Source organism: Promicromonospora sp. NPDC019610, assembly GCF_044389365.1.
In the GTDB taxonomy this organism is placed as follows: Bacteria; Actinomycetota; Actinomycetes; order Actinomycetales; family Cellulomonadaceae; genus Promicromonospora.
This window is the reverse complement of the sequence record NZ_JBIRXX010000002.1, coordinates 605022-620336: the sequence shown is the minus strand read 5'-3', so window position 1 is coordinate 620336 and position 15315 is coordinate 605022. Positions and strand designations below refer to the sequence as shown.

At 72.5% G+C, this 15315-nt stretch carries 18 protein-coding genes; 5 read left to right on the top strand and 13 right to left on the bottom strand.

Going from position 1 to position 15315, the window contains the following annotated elements:
- Positions 1-6: 6 nt before the first annotated feature.
- Complete coding sequence (locus ACH45N_RS14340; RefSeq protein WP_397394913.1) at positions 7-651, bottom strand: GAF and ANTAR domain-containing protein; 645 nt, start codon at positions 649-651, stop codon at positions 7-9.
- A gap of 187 nt (positions 652-838) precedes the next feature.
- Between ACH45N_RS14340 and ACH45N_RS14335 the strand changes: the two genes are divergently transcribed.
- A complete protein-coding gene (locus ACH45N_RS14335) occupies positions 839-1477 on the top strand; it encodes a PAS and ANTAR domain-containing protein (protein WP_397394911.1) in 639 nt (212 codons plus the stop codon).
- Between the two features lie 23 nt (positions 1478-1500).
- On the opposite strand, the gene ACH45N_RS14330 is transcribed toward ACH45N_RS14335, so the two are convergent.
- From ACH45N_RS14330 to ACH45N_RS14290, 9 genes are all read right to left on the bottom strand, one after another.
- Positions 1501-2457, bottom strand: a complete 957-nt coding sequence (locus ACH45N_RS14330; RefSeq protein ID WP_397394909.1) for a TIGR03885 family FMN-dependent LLM class oxidoreductase — start codon at positions 2455-2457, stop codon at positions 1501-1503.
- Positions 2454-4133, bottom strand: coding sequence for an alpha-amylase family protein (locus tag ACH45N_RS14325; protein ID WP_397394907.1), 1680 nt, complete (start codon positions 4131-4133; stop codon positions 2454-2456). Before ACH45N_RS14325 ends, ACH45N_RS14330 begins: the two co-directional genes overlap by 4 nt.
- A gap of 55 nt (positions 4134-4188) precedes the next feature.
- Complete coding sequence (locus ACH45N_RS14320) at positions 4189-5079, bottom strand: SDR family oxidoreductase (RefSeq protein WP_397394904.1); 891 nt, start codon at positions 5077-5079, stop codon at positions 4189-4191.
- Positions 5080-5082: 3 nt separating this feature from the next.
- Positions 5083-6174, bottom strand: coding sequence for an aromatic acid exporter family protein (locus tag ACH45N_RS14315; protein ID WP_397394902.1), 1092 nt, complete (start codon positions 6172-6174; stop codon positions 5083-5085).
- A gap of 50 nt (positions 6175-6224) precedes the next feature.
- On the bottom strand, positions 6225-7415 hold the full coding sequence (locus ACH45N_RS14310) for an alcohol dehydrogenase catalytic domain-containing protein (RefSeq protein ID WP_397394900.1): 1191 nt from the start codon (positions 7413-7415) through the stop codon (positions 6225-6227).
- A gap of 55 nt (positions 7416-7470) precedes the next feature.
- Complete coding sequence (locus ACH45N_RS14305; protein ID WP_397394898.1) at positions 7471-7659, bottom strand: hypothetical protein; 189 nt, start codon at positions 7657-7659, stop codon at positions 7471-7473.
- Positions 7656-8282, bottom strand: coding sequence for a superoxide dismutase (locus ACH45N_RS14300; protein ID WP_397394896.1), 627 nt, complete (start codon positions 8280-8282; stop codon positions 7656-7658). The genes ACH45N_RS14305 and ACH45N_RS14300 overlap by 4 nt, the downstream gene beginning before the upstream one ends.
- 178 nt (positions 8283-8460) lie before the next feature.
- Positions 8461-8751, bottom strand: coding sequence for a DUF1905 domain-containing protein (locus tag ACH45N_RS14295; protein ID WP_397394894.1), 291 nt, complete (start codon positions 8749-8751; stop codon positions 8461-8463).
- Positions 8752-8770: 19 nt separating this feature from the next.
- The gene (locus ACH45N_RS14290; protein ID WP_397394892.1) at positions 8771-9157 is read right to left on the bottom strand and encodes a DUF1761 domain-containing protein; all 387 of its coding nucleotides are present in this window, start codon (positions 9155-9157) and stop codon (positions 8771-8773) included.
- A 71-nt stretch (positions 9158-9228) separates the two neighbouring features.
- Here ACH45N_RS14290 and ACH45N_RS14285 point away from each other — a divergent pair, with 71 nt between their 5' ends.
- Positions 9229-9888, top strand: coding sequence for a TetR/AcrR family transcriptional regulator (locus ACH45N_RS14285; protein WP_397394890.1), 660 nt, complete (start codon positions 9229-9231; stop codon positions 9886-9888).
- Between the two features lie 64 nt (positions 9889-9952).
- Here the strand turns inward: ACH45N_RS14285 and ACH45N_RS14280 are convergent, their stop codons facing one another.
- On the bottom strand, positions 9953-11422 hold the full coding sequence (locus ACH45N_RS14280; protein WP_397394889.1) for an MFS transporter: 1470 nt from the start codon (positions 11420-11422) through the stop codon (positions 9953-9955).
- A gap of 88 nt (positions 11423-11510) precedes the next feature.
- On the opposite strand from ACH45N_RS14280, the gene ACH45N_RS14275 reads away from it, so the two are divergent.
- Complete coding sequence (locus tag ACH45N_RS14275) at positions 11511-12134, top strand: TetR family transcriptional regulator (RefSeq protein WP_397394887.1); 624 nt, start codon at positions 11511-11513, stop codon at positions 12132-12134.
- A 189-nt stretch (positions 12135-12323) separates the two neighbouring features.
- Complete coding sequence (locus tag ACH45N_RS14270) at positions 12324-12776, top strand: Hsp20/alpha crystallin family protein (RefSeq protein WP_397394885.1); 453 nt, start codon at positions 12324-12326, stop codon at positions 12774-12776.
- Between the two features lie 151 nt (positions 12777-12927).
- On the opposite strand, the gene ACH45N_RS14265 is transcribed toward ACH45N_RS14270, so the two are convergent.
- Complete coding sequence (locus ACH45N_RS14265; protein WP_397394883.1) at positions 12928-13836, bottom strand: alpha/beta fold hydrolase; 909 nt, start codon at positions 13834-13836, stop codon at positions 12928-12930.
- Between the two features lie 62 nt (positions 13837-13898).
- On the opposite strand from ACH45N_RS14265, the gene ACH45N_RS14260 reads away from it, so the two are divergent.
- The gene (locus ACH45N_RS14260) at positions 13899-14471 is read left to right on the top strand and encodes a TetR/AcrR family transcriptional regulator (RefSeq protein ID WP_397394881.1); all 573 of its coding nucleotides are present in this window, start codon (positions 13899-13901) and stop codon (positions 14469-14471) included.
- Between the two features lie 57 nt (positions 14472-14528).
- On the opposite strand, the gene ACH45N_RS14255 is transcribed toward ACH45N_RS14260, so the two are convergent.
- Positions 14529-15167, bottom strand: coding sequence for an Atu4866 domain-containing protein (locus ACH45N_RS14255; RefSeq protein WP_397394879.1), 639 nt, complete (start codon positions 15165-15167; stop codon positions 14529-14531).
- Positions 15168-15315: the final 148 nt, after the last annotated feature.

The following is a 15315-nucleotide window of genomic DNA, read 5'->3' as shown; positions in this document are numbered from 1 at the left end:
CGTCGGTCAGGTGTCGCGGAACGAGATCCCTCGGCGTTCGAGAACCTCCTGCGCCACGGTGAGCAGGCTCGTCGAGCGCCGGAAGGCACGAGCCCGGATCAACGCGGACGCGTCGTCGGGCCGGATGCCCAGCTGGACAGCGACCATTCCGGTGGCCTGGTGGAACGGTGCCTTCTCGGGCCAGCTGAGCAGGCCGGCGTTCCTCAGCAGATCAGCCCCGACGACGTCGGCAGCGAACTGCAGGTCTGCCACCCTCCGGCCGTTCTGCCCCGGAAGGGCATACAGGCTGAGGGCACCGACCACGCGGGACCCCACCCGCATCGGCACCGCGTGGATCGTCGCGTCGGCACCGGCCAAGCCGGCCAGATGGGAGAAGACGGGATACTCGTCCACCATCGCGCCGAGGCGCATGACCACCGGCCGGTTCTCGGCCAGCGCCCGGTGCACCGGGCCCTCACCGAGGACTTCCTCGAGGGGTTCGAGCTGCTCGAAGGCGCCGGGTGTGCTGACGGCCACCTGGTCTCCCGCAGCGATCAGCACCGTCAGGGCCCCACCTTGCGCCCGGAAGGTGTCGACGCACGCGTCGCACAACCGGACCGGCAGCGGTCGGTTCGCATCGGTGTCGTCGAAGGACCGTGCGAGCAGGCTCAAGAGCTCAGGCGGATCCACTGGTCGGGTCACCCCCTCCTACGCCCACACTCACATCAGCAGTTCCCAGTCGCACGATCAAGTTTGGCCACCCTTACCCCGGGCTGTCGCGGACACGGTATTGACGCTACGGTCGGGGGGAGTCAGGACGCGGCTCGTCAGCGCACCATGCATCCGGGAGGCTGCACACATGAGCGCGGAACCTTTGGAGATCGAGCGCGCCCTGACCCTCGGCGCCAACCACACGGTCGGGCACTATCGCTACGACCTGACGGCTCGTGAGTGGTGGTGGTCGGACGAGGTCTACCGGATCCACGGTTTCGAGCCCGGTGACGTGGTCCCCACCACGGAGCTCATCCTGGCGCACAAGCATCCCGAGGACCGGTCCCGGGTCTCGCGGATCCTCGCGCAGGCGGCCACGACCGGAGAACCCTTCAGCAGCGTCCACCGCATCATGGACGCCACGGGGCAGGAACGAACGCTCACCGTGGTCGGACGAGGCCGCCGCGACCCACAGACCGACCGGGTGACCGCACTGGTGGGCTACTTCGTCGACGTGACCGCGGGAATCAGCAGGCAGGCGAACCAGGCCGCCGACACGTCCATCCGGGCATCGGCCGCCACGAGAGCTCCGATCGAACAGGCCAAGGGCATCGTCGCCATCACCCTCGGCGTCGGTCCCGAGGACGCCTTCGACCACATGCGCGTCACGTCCAACGTCACGAACATCCCGGTCCGCGAGATCGCCCGGCGGATCGTCCAGATCGCCAGCACACAGGGGTCGCTCGAGGACGTCCGGGACTTCCTGAGGCCCTCCAGCCCCGCTTGAGCGCCACGCCCGTGCTGCGCGGGTCAGCGGAGCGCGGGCAGGACGTGCTCGCCGAACGCCTCGACGAACGCGTCCTGCCGCTGTCCGACATGGTGCAGGTAGAGGCGCTCGACGCCGGCGTCGCGCAGCTCCGCGATGCGTGCGGTGAGCTCGCCGAGGTCCGCCGAGACCAGGACGGCGCGGCGCACGTCGCCGACGCCGACGTCGCGGCCGAGCGCGTCGAAAGCGGCGGTCGTGGGCGTGTCCGCGGCGATCCGGGGCCCTCCGGTGATCGTCCGCCACTGGTCGAGCGCCACCGCCTCGGCCTCCTCCGGCGTCGGCGCCCACGAGAGGTGCACCTGGACGGCGACGTCGCCCGCGCCTCCGGCCTCGCGGTAGGCCCCGATGACGCGGCGGAGGCGGTCCACCGGCTGGTTCACGGTGATCAGGCCGTCCGCCCACGCCGCGTGCCGGCCCGCCGTCTCGGGGGTCAGGGCGGGAAGCACCAGGGCGGGCATGACGTCCGGCAGCGTCCACAGCCGGGCCTGGTGCGCCACGATCCGGCCGACGTGGTCGACCTCCTCGCCGCGCAGCAGGGCCCGGATCACCTCGACGCACTCCGCGAGCCGCGCGTCGCGCTCGGCCTTCGGCGGCCACGGCTCCCCCGTGACGTGCTCGTTGAGGTACTCCCCCGAACCGAGCGCCACCCAGAACCGGCCGGGGAACATCGCCCCGAGGGTGGCGATGCCCTGCGCCACGATCACGGGGTGGTAGCGCTGGCCCGGCGCGCACACCGTGCCGAAGGACAGCCCGGTCGTGGCGAGCGCGGCGCCGAGCCAGGACCACGACAGCCCGGACTCGCCCTGCCGCTCGCTCCACGGCGCGAGGTGGTCGGAGCACATCGCGGCCTCGAAGCCGGCGTCCTGCGCCAGCCGGGCCACGCGCAGCCCCTCGGACGGGTGCAGCTGCTCGTGCGAGACGTGGAAGCCGACGACCGTCATGCGTCCTCCTCGGTCGCGGTCACCGAGCTGCCGACCGCGTCGCCGTCGATCGTGCGGCGCAGCCACCGGTACCCGTACCCGGCGACCGGGATGCGCCCGTCGGCCTCGACGGCGGCGTAGTCCTGGTCCACGTGCACGTCCACGTAGCGCGCCTGCCCCGCCTCGAGGGCCGCGATCTCGCCAGCGGGGAGGCGGGCCACCACGTCCTCGTCCGCGAGGTTGGCCACCAGGAGCACGCTCGACTCCTCGACCTGGTACCGCAGCGCCAGCACGGACGGCACGTCCAGGTCCCACGGCTCCGGGCGGGCCCGGCCGAGCTCGCTCAGCCCCAGCCGGGCCCGCACGAGGGCGCCGACCCGGTGCAGCAGGGAGCCGTCGCGCACGTTCTGCTCGTCCACGCTCACGTGCTCGGGACCGTAGGGCCCGGTGACCACCGGGGCCTGGAACCGGTCCGGTGAGGCGTTCGAGAAGCCCGCCGACGGCGTCGTCGACCACTGCATCGGTGTGCGCACGGCCTCGCGCTCCGGCCGGTCGAGGTCGTCGCCCATCCCGATCTCGTCTCCGTAGCGCAGCACCGGCGGCCCGGGCAGCGACAGCGTCACCGCGTGCGCGACGGCGATGCGGCGCGGGTCGCCGTCGAGCATGGGAGCCAGGCGGCGCCGGATGCCACGGTCGTACACCCGCATCGAGCTCTCCGGGGCGAAGGCGTCCAGCACCTCCGCCCGCTCGTCCGCCGAGAGCCGGACGAGGTTCAGCTCGTCGTTGTTCCGCAGCCAGTGCGCATAGGTCGCGCCGTCCGGGGCCGCGGGCTGGTTGCGCAGTGCCCGCTCCAGCGGCGCGGCCCGCTTGCGGGCCAGGGCGAGGAAGAGGTGGTTGTTGAGCCAGAAGTCGAGCAGCATGGTCATGCCCTGGCCGTCGGCCCCGAAGTAGTGGGCGTACTCGTCGGGCGCGACGTCCACCTCGCCGAGCAGCACGGCCCCCGTACGCTGCCCGGACACCGCGGCTCGCAGGTCTCGCACGAGCCACTGCCCGTCCGTGTCCGGCCGGGCGGCCCGGGCTCGTTCGAGCATCATGGGCACGGCGTCCACGCGGAAGCCGGAGACCCCCATCCGCAGCCAGAAGGCCACGATGCGGTAAAGCTCGTCGCGCACCCGCGGGTTGTCGAGCGCGAGGTCCGGCTCGTGCGCGTAGAAGGCGTGCCGGTAGAACTGCTGGGCCTCGTCGTCCCACGTCCACGTCCGGGGCTCGACGTCGGGGAACATCGGCTGGATGTCGTCGTTCGGCTCGTCGGCCCAGACGTAGTAGTCGCGGTACGGCGAGCTCCGGTCCCGCCTCGCCTCCTGAAACCACTGGTGCTGGTCCGACGTGTGCTGCGTGACCAGCTCGACGAGCACGTGCAGCCCGAGATCCTCGGCGGCCTCGAGCAGGTGCGCCATGTCGGCCAGGTCGCCCAGGCGGGGGTCGACGGCGAGATGGTCGCTGACGTCGTAGCCCCCGTCCCGGAACGGCGACGTGTAGAACGGCAGCATCCACACACACGTGGCGCCGAGGCCGCGCAGGTAGTGCAGCCGCTCGGTGATGCCGCGCAGGTCTCCCCAGCCGTCGTCGTTCGAGTCGGCGAAGAGGCGCGGGTCGAGCTGGTAGACGACCGCGTCGGAGTACCAGGAGGATCGCACGGAGGACCTCACCTCAGCTCTCGGGCCGTCGCGGCCGGGGACAGGGCAGCCGGGCTCACAGCGGCCGGCCGCCCGTCACGCCGATGCGGTCGCCGGTGATGTAGCTCGACTCCTGGGAGGCGAAGAACACATAGGCGGGCGCCAGCTCGGCGGGCTGTCCGGGTCGGCCCAGCGGCGTGTCGCCGCCGAACTGTTCGACCTTCTCGTCCGGCATGGTGGCGGGGATCAGGGGCGTCCAGATCGGACCCGGCGCGACCGCGTTGACGCGGATGCCCTCCGGGGCGAGCTGCTGCGCCAGGCCCTTGGTGAAGTTGAGGATCGCCGCCTTCGTCGTGGCGTAGTCCAGGAGCTGGGGGCTGGGCTCGAACGCCTGGACGGACGTCGTGTTGATGATCGCCGCGCCGCGCGGCAGGTGGTCCAGCGCCGCCCGGGTGATCCAGAACAGGGCATAGACGTTGGTCTTCAGCACCCGGTCGAGCTGGTCCGTCGTGATACCGCGCAGACCCTTGTCCTGGGACATCTGGTACGCGGCGTTGTTCACGAGGACGTCGAGGCCCCCGAGCCCGTCCACGGCGTCGGCGACGAGCCGGCGGCAGAACTCCTCGTCGCGGATGTCACCCGGAAGGAGCACCGCCGTGCGTCCGGCGTCCTCGACCCAGTGCGCCGTCGTCCGCGCGTCCGGCTCCTCCTCCGGCAGGTAGGAGATGGCGACGTCGGCGCCCTCGCGGGCGAACGCGATCGCGACCGCCCGGCCGATGCCGGAGTCGCCGCCCGTGATCAGCGCCCGCCTGCCGTCCAGCCGGCCGGATCCCCGGTACGACGACTCCCCGTGGTCGGGCTGCTGCGACATGTCCTCCGTGCGGCCCGGCGGCCGCAGGTCGTCCGCGGGCAGCTCCGGCCGGGGGTGCTGGGTGGTGGGGTCCTGCGGGGTCGTCTGGTCGGACATGTCTCACTCCCTGTCAAGGTCGGGCGGAACGTCCAGCATGGAGCCGGCGGGGTTCACTCGCATCGAGGCGATCGCGCGCCACAGCGTGACCACGAGCGTCCCGGCGACGAAGTGGTCCTGTCCGGACGAGCGCCTGGTCGCACGCACGGCGTCGGCCAGCTCGTCGACGGAGCGGCGCAACGCCGCCACCGCCTCGCCCGAGGCGCCCACGCCCCGGTCGGAGCGCAGCGCGGCGGCATAGGCCCGCAGCGCCCCGGCCAGCGCGGGCCGCAGGTGCGGACCGAGCGCCACGTGTGCCTGGCCGGTGTGCTCCCACTCCGCGAGGAGTCGCACGATCTCGTCCACGACGTCGGCGGCGACGCCGAGCTCCTGGGCACGCCGCGCCTGCGCCGTCGTCCGCTCGTCGTAGCGTCGTGCGCGCCGGTTGACCCGGGTCGACTCACGTGTCCCCGCGAGGACGTGCCGCGTCCGGTCCGTGGTCGGGGTCAGCTCGTGCCGGCGGCGCTGCCACTCCTCCGCCAGGAGCGGCCCCTGGCGCTCCAGGCGCTCGGCCAGGAGCTCGAGCTGGTCGACCAGGACGTCGCGCAGCCGGTCCAGCGCGAGCTCGGACGGGGTGAGCGGCAGCGGCGGGAGGAGCAGGTTGATCGCCACGCCGATCGCGGCGCCCACGACGAGCAGGCCGGAGAACACGCCGATGAACTCCAGCGGGTGGGGGCCGCCGAGGACCAGCACGAACAGCGCCGACGTGGCCACCCACGTACCCATGTCGCCGAACACCCGCCAGCCGGCGCACAGCAGGGCGACGGCCACGACGAGTGCGACCGACAGCACGCTGGAGCCGACGGCGGTGTCCACGGCGCGGGCGATCACGGCGCCCAGCAGCACCGCTCCGACCGCCTGCGCGGACTCCCGGGCGGACCGGACCGCCGTGCCCGAGACCGCGACGACCGCGCCCAGGGGCGCGTAGTAGGGGTACTCGGCGAACGGCGCGGGGGCGAGCAGGGCGACGAACCAGGCCAGCGCGGCGGCGGTGGCGCCCTTGACGGCGACCGCCCAGCGGGGGTGACGCGCCCACTGCCCGTGCAGGTACGCCACGGTCCGGGACCTGAGCGGCGGCGTCTCCGGGCCGCGTTGCCGCGCCAACGTCATGCCGCGGGGTCGAGGACCACCTTGACGCAGCCGTCCTCCTTGCGCTGGAACATCTCGTACGCCTCGGGCGCCCGGCCGAGCGGCCAGCGGTGTGTGCGCAGGTCCAGCACGCCGAGCGGGTCGCCGGGGTCCTGGACGAGCGGCATCAGGTCGTCGATCCAGCGACGGACGTTCGCCTGCCCCTGCCGGATCGTGACCTGCTTGTCGAAGAGCGTGAGCATGGGCAGCGGGTCCTTGGCCCCGCCGTAGACGCCGGCGAGGGACAGCACCCCGCCGCGCCGCACGAGCTCGACGGCGGCCAGCAGCGCGGCGAGGCGGTCGGTGCCCGCGTGCTCGACCAGGGGCCGCCCGACGACGTCGGGCAGCACGCCGGCCGCCTTCTGCATCGCCTCGGCGACGGGTGAGCCGTGCGCCTCCATGCCCACGGCGTCGATCACCGCGTCGGGGCCGCGTCCCCCGGTGAGGTCGCGGACCGCCTCGGCGACGTCGGCCCGCCTCTGGTCGAGCACGCTGACGCCGTGCCGGGCCGCCATCGCCAGCCGCTCCGGCACCAGGTCGACGCCGACGACGAGGCCCGCGCCGCGGTGCGCGGCGATCCGGGCCGCCATCTGGCCGATCGGGCCCAGGCCCAGCACGACGACGGAACCACCCTGCGGCACCTGCGCGTACTCGACCGCCTGCCAGGCCGTGGGCAGCACGTCGGAGAGGTACAGGTACCGCTCGTCGGGCTCGCCGTCGTCGGGCACGACGACCGGACCGTAGTGCGCCTGCGGCACGCGCAGGTACTCCGCCTGCCCGCCCGGGACCTGCCCGTACAGCTTGGTGTACCCGAACAGCGCGGCGCCGCTCCTCTGGCTGGTGACCTGGGTGGTCTCGCACTGGGACTGCAGGCCGCGCTCGCACATCCAGCACCGGCCGCACGCGATGCCGAACGGGACCACCACCCGGTCGCCCACCCTCAGGTCGCCGGCCTCGGTCCCGACCTCCTCGACCACGCCCATGGTCTCGTGCCCCAGCACGTCCCCCGCGTCGAGGAACGCACCCAGGACGCCGTACAGGTGCAGGTCCGACCCGCAGATCGCCGTGGAGGTCACCCTGATGATCGCGTCGTTCGCCTCCTCGATCCGGGGGTCCGGCACGTCCTCGACGCTGACCTTCTCCTTGCCCTGCCACGTGAGTGCTCGCATGTCATGGTCCTCTCGGAGTCGGGTCCCGCTGCGCTGCTGGTCTGGACCTCGAGCGTCACCCGTCCCGGCTCAGCTCGCCATCGTGGGCCGGTGCGAGGCCCGGCTCCCCGCCGTAGATCGCGTGGTCCACCACCACCGGGCGGCCGAAGAGCCCGGGGTCGGCGTCGCACCGACCGCCGCGACCCGCCCGGCGACGTCCGCCGGCGGCGGACGGGTGCGGCCTCGCCCGATCGTGCCGGGTCACGCGGCGACGATCAGGCCCCCGGTCGTCGCTCGCGCCTTGTCGAGGCGCGTGCCGACGTCGGCCCAGTTGGCCAGGTTCCAGAACGCCGCGACGTAGTCGGCCTTGACGTTGAGGTAGTCCAGGTAGAAGGCGTGCTCCCACATGTCGAGCATGAGCAGCGGGGTGATGCCCAGCGGTACGTTCGCCTGCTGGTCGAAGAGCTGGAACACCAGCAGCCGCCCGCCGATGCTGTCCCAGCCGAGCACCGCCCAGCCCGAGCCCTGGATGCCCGTCGCGACGGCGGTGAAGTGTGCCTGGAACGCCGCGAAGCTGCCGAACTGGTCGGTGATCGCCGCGGCGAGCTCGCCGTCCGGCTCGCCGCCGCCGTCGGGCGAGAGGTTGTTCCAGAAGACGGTGTGGTTGGTGTGGCCGCCCAGGTTGAACGCGAGGTTCTTCTCGTGCAGGTTCACCGCGGCCAGGTCGCCGGACTCGCGGGCCTGGGCCAGGGCGTCGAGCGCGGCGTTGGCTCCGGCCACGTACGTGGCGTGGTGCTTGTCGTGGTGCAGCTCCATGATCCGGCCGCTGATGTGCGGTTCGAGCGCGGCGTAGTCGTAGGGCAGGTCAGGCAGGGTGTAGACCGACATCGTGTGCTCCCCGTTCTCGTCATGGCCCGGTCCGGGACCGATCGTGGCCGGGCGCAGTCGACGCTAGGTCGCGCGACACGCACTCGCATTCTCGAGCGCGCCGCCCGGCGTCCGGTCCAGCCGCGACGCGCGCGCTCGACGGATCACCACCGGTGAGCGAGGGCACTGCGGACGCCGATCAGCCCAGGCGCTCCAGCAGGCGCACGGTGACCGTGTCGCCGGCCTCCTTGCTGATCTGGCGGCGGAGCCCGGCGGCCACGGGAAGCTTGTGGGTCCCGTCGCCGAGCGCCATGAAGGAGCTGGTGAACTCGACGCCGTCGATGGTGCCCCGGACCTTGACCAGGCCGCGGGTGCCGAAGTACTCGGCGGAGCCGTCCAGCTTCAGGTAGGTCCAGCCGCCCTTCGCCTCGCTCCGGAGCAGCACCGCGGTGAAGGTGCGGTCCAGCGGACCACTGCTGACTGCGGACATGATCGGATCTCCCTTCGGATCAGTGGACGAGCCCGATGACGAACGCCACGAGCAGGAGCTTGAGGAGCCAGTCCCCCGCGTGGATGGCCGCGGTCTGCCACGGCACGCGCTCCCAGATGATCGACCCGGTGAGCAGCACCACGGGGAACGCCGCCCACAGCACGAGCGCGAGCAGAAGTGACGACGGCAGCGCCAGCAGGCCGGCCTGCGCGGCGACCCAGGCGAACCCGGCCCCGACCACCGCCGTCCGCACGAGCTCGGTGACCACCCGCCACGGGCCGGGGCGGCCCCGGTCGAGCACCCGGTCGCCGAGCGCTCGCCGCTCGAGCGGCGAGACGACGACGTAGTAGACGGAACTGAGCACGAACGCCGCCACGGCGGCGACAACGACACCCCACACGATCATGACGATCCTCCTTTTAGTACTGCCTAGTACTGTAAGCGGACGCACCGGGTACTGTCCAGTACTATTTTCTCGTGACCAGCCCGTCCTCGACCCAGCGCCGCGGTCGGCCCGGTGGCAGCCGGGGCACCGACCTCCTTGCCGTCGCACGCGACGTCCTGCTCGCGCGCCGGTACGCCGGCGCGACGATGGACGCCGTCGCCGCGCAGGCCCGGATCTCGAAGCAGACCCTCTACCGGCAGTACCCGTCCAAGGAGATCCTGTACGCGGCCGTCGTGCGGGACTGGGTCGATCAGGGCCGCGACGCCATGGCTCCGCACCTCCGGAAGCTGATGGCGACCGACGACGTCGGCCAGGGGCTGCTGGAGCTCTGCCGGACGCTGCACCACGGCGTGCTGAGCGCCCCGGTGCTCCAGATGCGGACCCTGATCGCGGCCGAGGCCGAGCGGTTCCCCGACGTGGCCGCCGACTACGTCAGCCGCAGCTGGGACCACAACCAGGCGCTCCTGGCCGACGCCCTGCGACACCTGGCCGGCCGCGGCCTGCTGCGGGTGGACCACCCGGAGGTGGCCGCCGAGCAGCTCACCTGGCTCACCCTGGCGGCGCCGCTGAACCGCCTCACCCTGACCGGCGGCGCGGCACGCTACCCGGCCGAGGAGCTGGACGCCGTCGCCCACGAGGCGGTCGCCACCTTCCTGGCCCGCTACGGCACCGGCGAGCCGGCGCCCGGCTGAGCGCTGAGCGACCAGTCGCTCCCTGCGCCACCCCGGGAGCCGGCTGCCGGGCCGCTCCCGGCTCCTACTGATCCGCCTGATCCGCCTGCGGGCGAGGGATGAACGTGGCGACGACCACGCAGACGACCGCCGCGCCCAGCCCGAGCGTGAGCGTGAGCAGAAAACCGCCCTCGCTCGGCCCGGCCACGCCGCCTGCCGTCGTGACGGACAGGGCCAGGACTGCGCCGGCGACCGCCGAGGCGATGCTCGTGCCGAGCGAGCGCATGAGCGCGTTGAGCCCGTTCGCGGCGCCCGTCTCGCGCCCCGGCACCGCCTGCATGATGAGCGCGGGCATCGCCGCGTAGCCGAGGCCGACGCCCACGCCGAGCACGACGTTGACGACGAGGATCTGCCACGCCTCGGCGTGGAAGACCAGCGCGAGCCCGTAGGCAAGGGCGAGCACCGCGGCACCGATGATGAGCAGCACCTTCGCACCCCAGCGCTGCTCGACCTTGCCGGCGACGGGAGACATCGCCATCATCGCCAGCCCCGAGGGCGCGAGGACGAGCGCCGCGACCGTGAGCGTCAGCCCCAGCCCGATGCCGGTCGCCCGCGGCAGCACGAGCAGCTGCGGAAGGACCACGCTCGACGCGAAGAGCGCGAAGCCCATCGCGACCGAGGCCAGGTTCGTGAGCAGCACCGGCCGGCGCGCACTGACCCGCAGGTCGACGAGCGGATCCTGCACGCGCAGCTCGATCACGCCCCAGATCGACAGCACGACCACGCCGCCGGCCAGAAGGGTCAAGGTCCGCGCATCCCCCCAGCCCCACTCACCGCCGCGCGACACGGCGACGAGCACGCCGACCAGCCCGAGCGACAGCCCGACGACACCGACGAAGTCGACGCGCCCCGGCGTCCGCAGCGCGCTGGACGGCACGAAGACCGCGTAGCCCACGAAGGCGAGCAGAGCGATCACGGCCGCCACCCAGAACAGGGCGTGCCAGTCCAGGTGCTCCGCCACGACCGCGCTCAGCGGCAGGCCGAGCGCACCGCCGACCCCGAGCGTCGCACTGACGAGAGCGATACCCGAACCAAGCCTCCGCGGCGGCAGCACGTCGCGCAGGATCGCGATGCCCAACGGGATGACGCCGGCCGCCATGCCCTGCAGCGCCCGCGCGACGACCAGGGTCACCACGTCGTTCGAGAGCGCGGCGAGGACCGCACCGACCGCCTGCAGCAGCAGGAGCGCCATGGCGACACGACGCTTGCCGAACATGTCGCCGAGCCGTCCCGCCACGGGCGTGCAGACGGCGGCCGCCACCAGGGTCGCGGTGATCGCCCACGCGGTGTTGTCCCGGGTGGTGTTCAGGAGCTCCGGCAGCTCGCCCTGGATCGGAACAAGGATCGTCTGCATGAACGACGCTCCCAGGCCTGCGAAAGCGAGCACGGCGAGGATCGCCCGCGAGCCGCGCCGACGAGCGCTATCACCTCCGACTCCACGCGTCCCGCCGTCGGCGGAGGCAAGGGGGATGTCCCGGGTCGGTGTCTGGGTCATCGGTCGTTCGTCTCTTCCGGTCGTGTCTCGCGGATGCGAGACGCTGTCTCATGTCGCAGATAACGTATCACCCTGTAGACTTTGGGTCATGGTCAATGAAGTGCGCGATCGCAGCCGCGAGATCCTGCGCGCCGAGTTCGCGGACGCCGCCGCCACGTTCTGCGCCGAGCACGGCTTCGACGAGGTCACGGCCAACGAGATCGCACACGGCATCGGCGTCTCGCGCGCGACCTTCTTCCGCTACTTCGCGTCGAAGGAGGACGCGGTGGTCTCCGCCGCACGCGGTGCCGCCGCACGCGGCGCCTTCGCGCGGCGCATCGCCGAGAGCGCCGACGCGGCCGAGCCCGGCACCACCGTGTGGACCATCATCCGCAGGGCGGCCGAGTCGATGATCGACATGGCCGACACGCGCGGGGACGCACTGCGGGCACGGATCCGCATGATCACCGATGTCCCCGCGCTCAAGGCGCACCTGGCCTCCCAACGGCGCACCGAGCAGTCGGCGGTCGCCGACGTGCTGCGAGGGCGCGTCGCCGACGACCGCGCCGCGCACGCCCTCGCGGCCGCCGCGATCGCCGCCGCAGACCTCGCCTGGCAGGAGTGGGCCCGCACACCCGACTCGAAGCTGCGGCCCCTGCTCGACGCCTACTTCACGGCGCTCGGCGCCGTCGCGACGACGAAGCTCGGCCCAGCCGGTTCCGGATCAGCCTGACAACCGCACCCGTCGGCCCGGTCGGTTGCCCGTGGCGCAGCCCTGTCGTGCGCGAGCCGAACGCGCTCTTGGCACTCGCACGTCGAGAGTGCTAAAAAAGGAGATGTAGCCGGACGGCGGCGCCCACCGCCGTCGAGCGCCGCGGTCCTGGAGGGGCCAGGACCGCATCAGCATGGGAGGTGATGCGCAATGGCTACCTATTGGGACCCGTTCCAGGAGATGGACCGGCTGTTCAGCTCGTTCGCGAGCAACGCACGGCAGTCCGGCACCCTGCCGATGGACCTGTTCCGCACCGGCGACCACTACGTGCTGTCCATGGACCTACCGGGAGTCGACCCCGGCACCATCGACGTCTCCGTCGAGGACCGCACCCTGACGGTCCGCGCCGAACGCACGCAGCGTTCGGGCGACGACGCGCAGTGGCTGGTCCGGGAGCGCCCCACGGGCACGTTCGCCCGCCAGCTCACGGTGGGCCGCGGGCTCGCGCTCGACCAGATCTCCGCCTCGTACACCGACGGCGTCCTGTCGCTGACCATCCCCGTCAGCGAGGAAGCCAAGCCGCGGAGGATCGAGGTCGCTCACACCGGCGGTACGACATCCATCGGCCAGGGCTCCGGGGACCGACAGTCCATCGAGTCCTGACCAGCATCGAGTCCTGACCACCACCGAGTCCTGACCACCATCGAGCGGGCGTGGTCCGGGGCCCTGCCCGGACCACGCCCGCGCAGCTCACCCGCCCGGGTGTCGGCCCGAGGTGGGCGGCGCGCACGGCCGCACGACGGGCGCCGTCCCGTCACGCGGCCTTGTCGAACCAGTCGAGCGCGAGGCCGGCGACCGCAGCCGGGGCGTCGTCGGTGATGAAGTGCGCCGCGTCGTCGACGTAGGCGAACTCGGCACGGTCCGCATACCGCTCCGGACGGCGGCAGACGCGCCCCATGACCTCCTCGGTCCAGGGACGGTCGCTGCGGCCGAACACGAAGAGCGTCGGCACCGTGAGCCGTCGGCGGCGGTAGACGCCGCGCATCAGGCGCATGGCCTCGGGCAGGATCATGCCGCGGGTGAGGGGGCGCACCGCGCCGTCGATTTCAGGCCGGCGCATCGGGGCGAGGTGGGCCTCGACGGTTGCCTCCGACATCGGGCGGGCGACGTACGCCGCGGAGAAGAGGGCGCGCAGCGAAGCGCCGGGGCGGTGCCAGATGAACGGGGGCAGGTGCCGGAAGCCGGGGAGGACCTTCGGGCTGAACGTCATGAAGCCGGGTGGGACGGCGAGCTCGACCGCGGTCCGGACGCGGTCGGGGTGGTCGTAGCTCAGCTGCATGGCGGTGATGGCGCCCATGTCGTGCGAGACGAGGTGGGCCCGCTCGATGTGCAGGGCGTCGAACAGGGTCAGCAGGTCACGTAGCCGGGTCTCGCGTTCGACCCGGGGGTCGTCGGCAACGGTCCAGCCGGCTCCGCGCAGGTCGGGGCACAGGACGCGGTAGCCGCGCGCGGCGAGGACCGGGGCCACGGCGTGCCACTGCCACCAGTGCTGGGGGAAGCCGTGCAGCAGCACCACCGGCTCGCCCTCGCCGATGGCGGCGACATGAGAGCGCAGGCCGGGCGTATCGACGACGAGATGGTCGAAGCCGGGAGCCTTCGGCAGGGGCGGTGACCACCCCGAGGCGGCGACGGAAGGACTGGGGCGAGGCTCGGACGCGGACATGACGAGACCTTTCGGGCGGTGCACTACTATGTTCATAGTAGAACTCTCGACAAGGAGTGTCCATGCCCGCGGCGACCCGGGAGCGCGCCCTCGAGGCAGCCGTGGAGCTGCTCGGCGCCGAGGGCCTGCGTGCGCTCAGCCATGCCCGGGTCGACACCCGGGCGGGCCTCCCCCCGGGGTCGACCTCGAACTGGTTCCGCACCCGCCGGGCGCTGCTCGGTGGGGTGGTCGACTGGATCGCCGAGCACGAGCGCGCGGACTTCGACCCGGCCGCGCCGGCTGAGGTCACGGGACCCGACGGGCTGATCGAGGGCTTGTGCGCCCTGCTCGAACGACAGACCGGCCCGTTCGCCGCCCGCACCCGCGCGCGGTACGCCCTCTTCCTCGACCTCGCCGGCGATCCCGAGCTGAGCGAGCCGCTGCGTCGGCAGCGCCGCGAGTTCGAACGGTGGACCGAACAGATCGTGACCGATGCCGGCATCGCCGACCCCGTGCCGGCGACCCGGGCCCTCATGGCGCTCGGCGAGGGGCTGCTCCTGCACCGGCTCACCGTCGACCCCACCCTTGATCTGCGCCCCGCCGTCGCACGCGCCGTGCGCGGCCTCGCCATGACGCCCGGGTCGACGCCGACCTGAGGAGCTCGACCCCGGCCAACACGTGCGTCCGCTCCGACACCGCTCGGCCGGTCGCCCTCAGCGCCGGTTCATCACGAACCCGGCGTGATGCAGAGTGTCGTCCAGGAGTTCGCCGAAGGCCCAGAAACCGGAGTCGTCGAGGTAGGTGATCCGACTGTCCCGAACCCAGTACCGGCCCGTGTAGGCATCTGCGCGCCCGTTCCTGGTCTCCGCGTAGCGTCCATCGGGCATCAGGTGCTGTTCCAGGCCCCGGGCCGGGTCCACCCAGGTCCCGACCCAGGTCTCGCGCACCAGCGGGTCGGCCAGATCCACGCCCGCGGGACGGGTCGGCCGGCCGTCGCACGCTTCGAGGTGCCCGGACACATAGACCGCGGCCAGGTCCGCCGGGTGGACCACGAGCATGTGGCGGATCTGCGACTCCGCGACGCCGCGGCGTACGAGCGCGAACGTGGCAGGGTTACCGGGGATCAGGTCGTAGGCATGCCGTTGCGTGGGGGGCCGTCGTGCCACGGCGCTGTCCACCATGAGCGGGACCGCGTACGCACCCCTGACCTCGACAACCTCGGTCGTGTCGTCGAAGGGACCGGCCTCCAGGAGGCCCTCCGACACGTACAGGTTGTCACGGGCCGGTGTGCTCGGCGTCCTCATGACGGTCGCGCCCGTCACGACGAACTGTTCGGCTGCTTTCTTGGTCATGGGTTGCTCACCAGGATGCGACGGCGGGCGTCCGTGGCGCTGCGCAGGACGTGGTTCGAGTCGGTGTCGGCGGGCAGGGAGTTCATGGGGGCTTCCTTCCGGTCAGGTGGAATGCCCCCATGCTCGACGGCCGGCCCGGCGCCGAACC

What these genes read in the sequence shown, in the direction of transcription:
- ACH45N_RS14330 (WP_397394909.1), bottom strand. Translation starts at nt 2,457, where the DNA reads ATGACGGTCGTCGGCTTCCACGTCTCGCACGAGCAGCTGCACCCGTCC.
- ACH45N_RS14265 (WP_397394883.1), bottom strand. Translation starts at nt 13,836, where the DNA reads ATGTCCGCGTCCGAGCCTCGCCCCAGTCCTTCCGTCGCCGCCTCGGGG.
- ACH45N_RS14295 (WP_397394894.1), bottom strand. Translation starts at nt 8,751, where the DNA reads ATGTCCGCAGTCAGCAGTGGTCCGCTGGACCGCACCTTCACCGCGGTG.
- ACH45N_RS14310 (WP_397394900.1), bottom strand. Translation starts at nt 7,415, where the DNA reads ATGCGAGCACTCACGTGGCAGGGCAAGGAGAAGGTCAGCGTCGAGGAC.
- ACH45N_RS14335 (WP_397394911.1), top strand. Translation starts at nt 839, where the DNA reads ATGAGCGCGGAACCTTTGGAGATCGAGCGCGCCCTGACCCTCGGCGCC.
- ACH45N_RS14255 (WP_397394879.1), bottom strand. Translation starts at nt 15,167, where the DNA reads ATGACCAAGAAAGCAGCCGAACAGTTCGTCGTGACGGGCGCGACCGTC.
- ACH45N_RS14280 (WP_397394889.1), bottom strand. Translation starts at nt 11,422, where the DNA reads ATGACCCAGACACCGACCCGGGACATCCCCCTTGCCTCCGCCGACGGC.
- ACH45N_RS14300 (WP_397394896.1), bottom strand. Translation starts at nt 8,282, where the DNA reads ATGTCGGTCTACACCCTGCCTGACCTGCCCTACGACTACGCCGCGCTC.
- ACH45N_RS14275 (WP_397394887.1), top strand. Translation starts at nt 11,511, where the DNA reads ATGGTCAATGAAGTGCGCGATCGCAGCCGCGAGATCCTGCGCGCCGAG.
- ACH45N_RS14260 (WP_397394881.1), top strand. Translation starts at nt 13,899, where the DNA reads ATGCCCGCGGCGACCCGGGAGCGCGCCCTCGAGGCAGCCGTGGAGCTG.
- ACH45N_RS14290 (WP_397394892.1), bottom strand. Translation starts at nt 9,157, where the DNA reads ATGATCGTGTGGGGTGTCGTTGTCGCCGCCGTGGCGGCGTTCGTGCTC.
- ACH45N_RS14270 (WP_397394885.1), top strand. Translation starts at nt 12,324, where the DNA reads ATGGCTACCTATTGGGACCCGTTCCAGGAGATGGACCGGCTGTTCAGC.
- ACH45N_RS14320 (WP_397394904.1), bottom strand. Translation starts at nt 5,079, where the DNA reads ATGTCCGACCAGACGACCCCGCAGGACCCCACCACCCAGCACCCCCGG.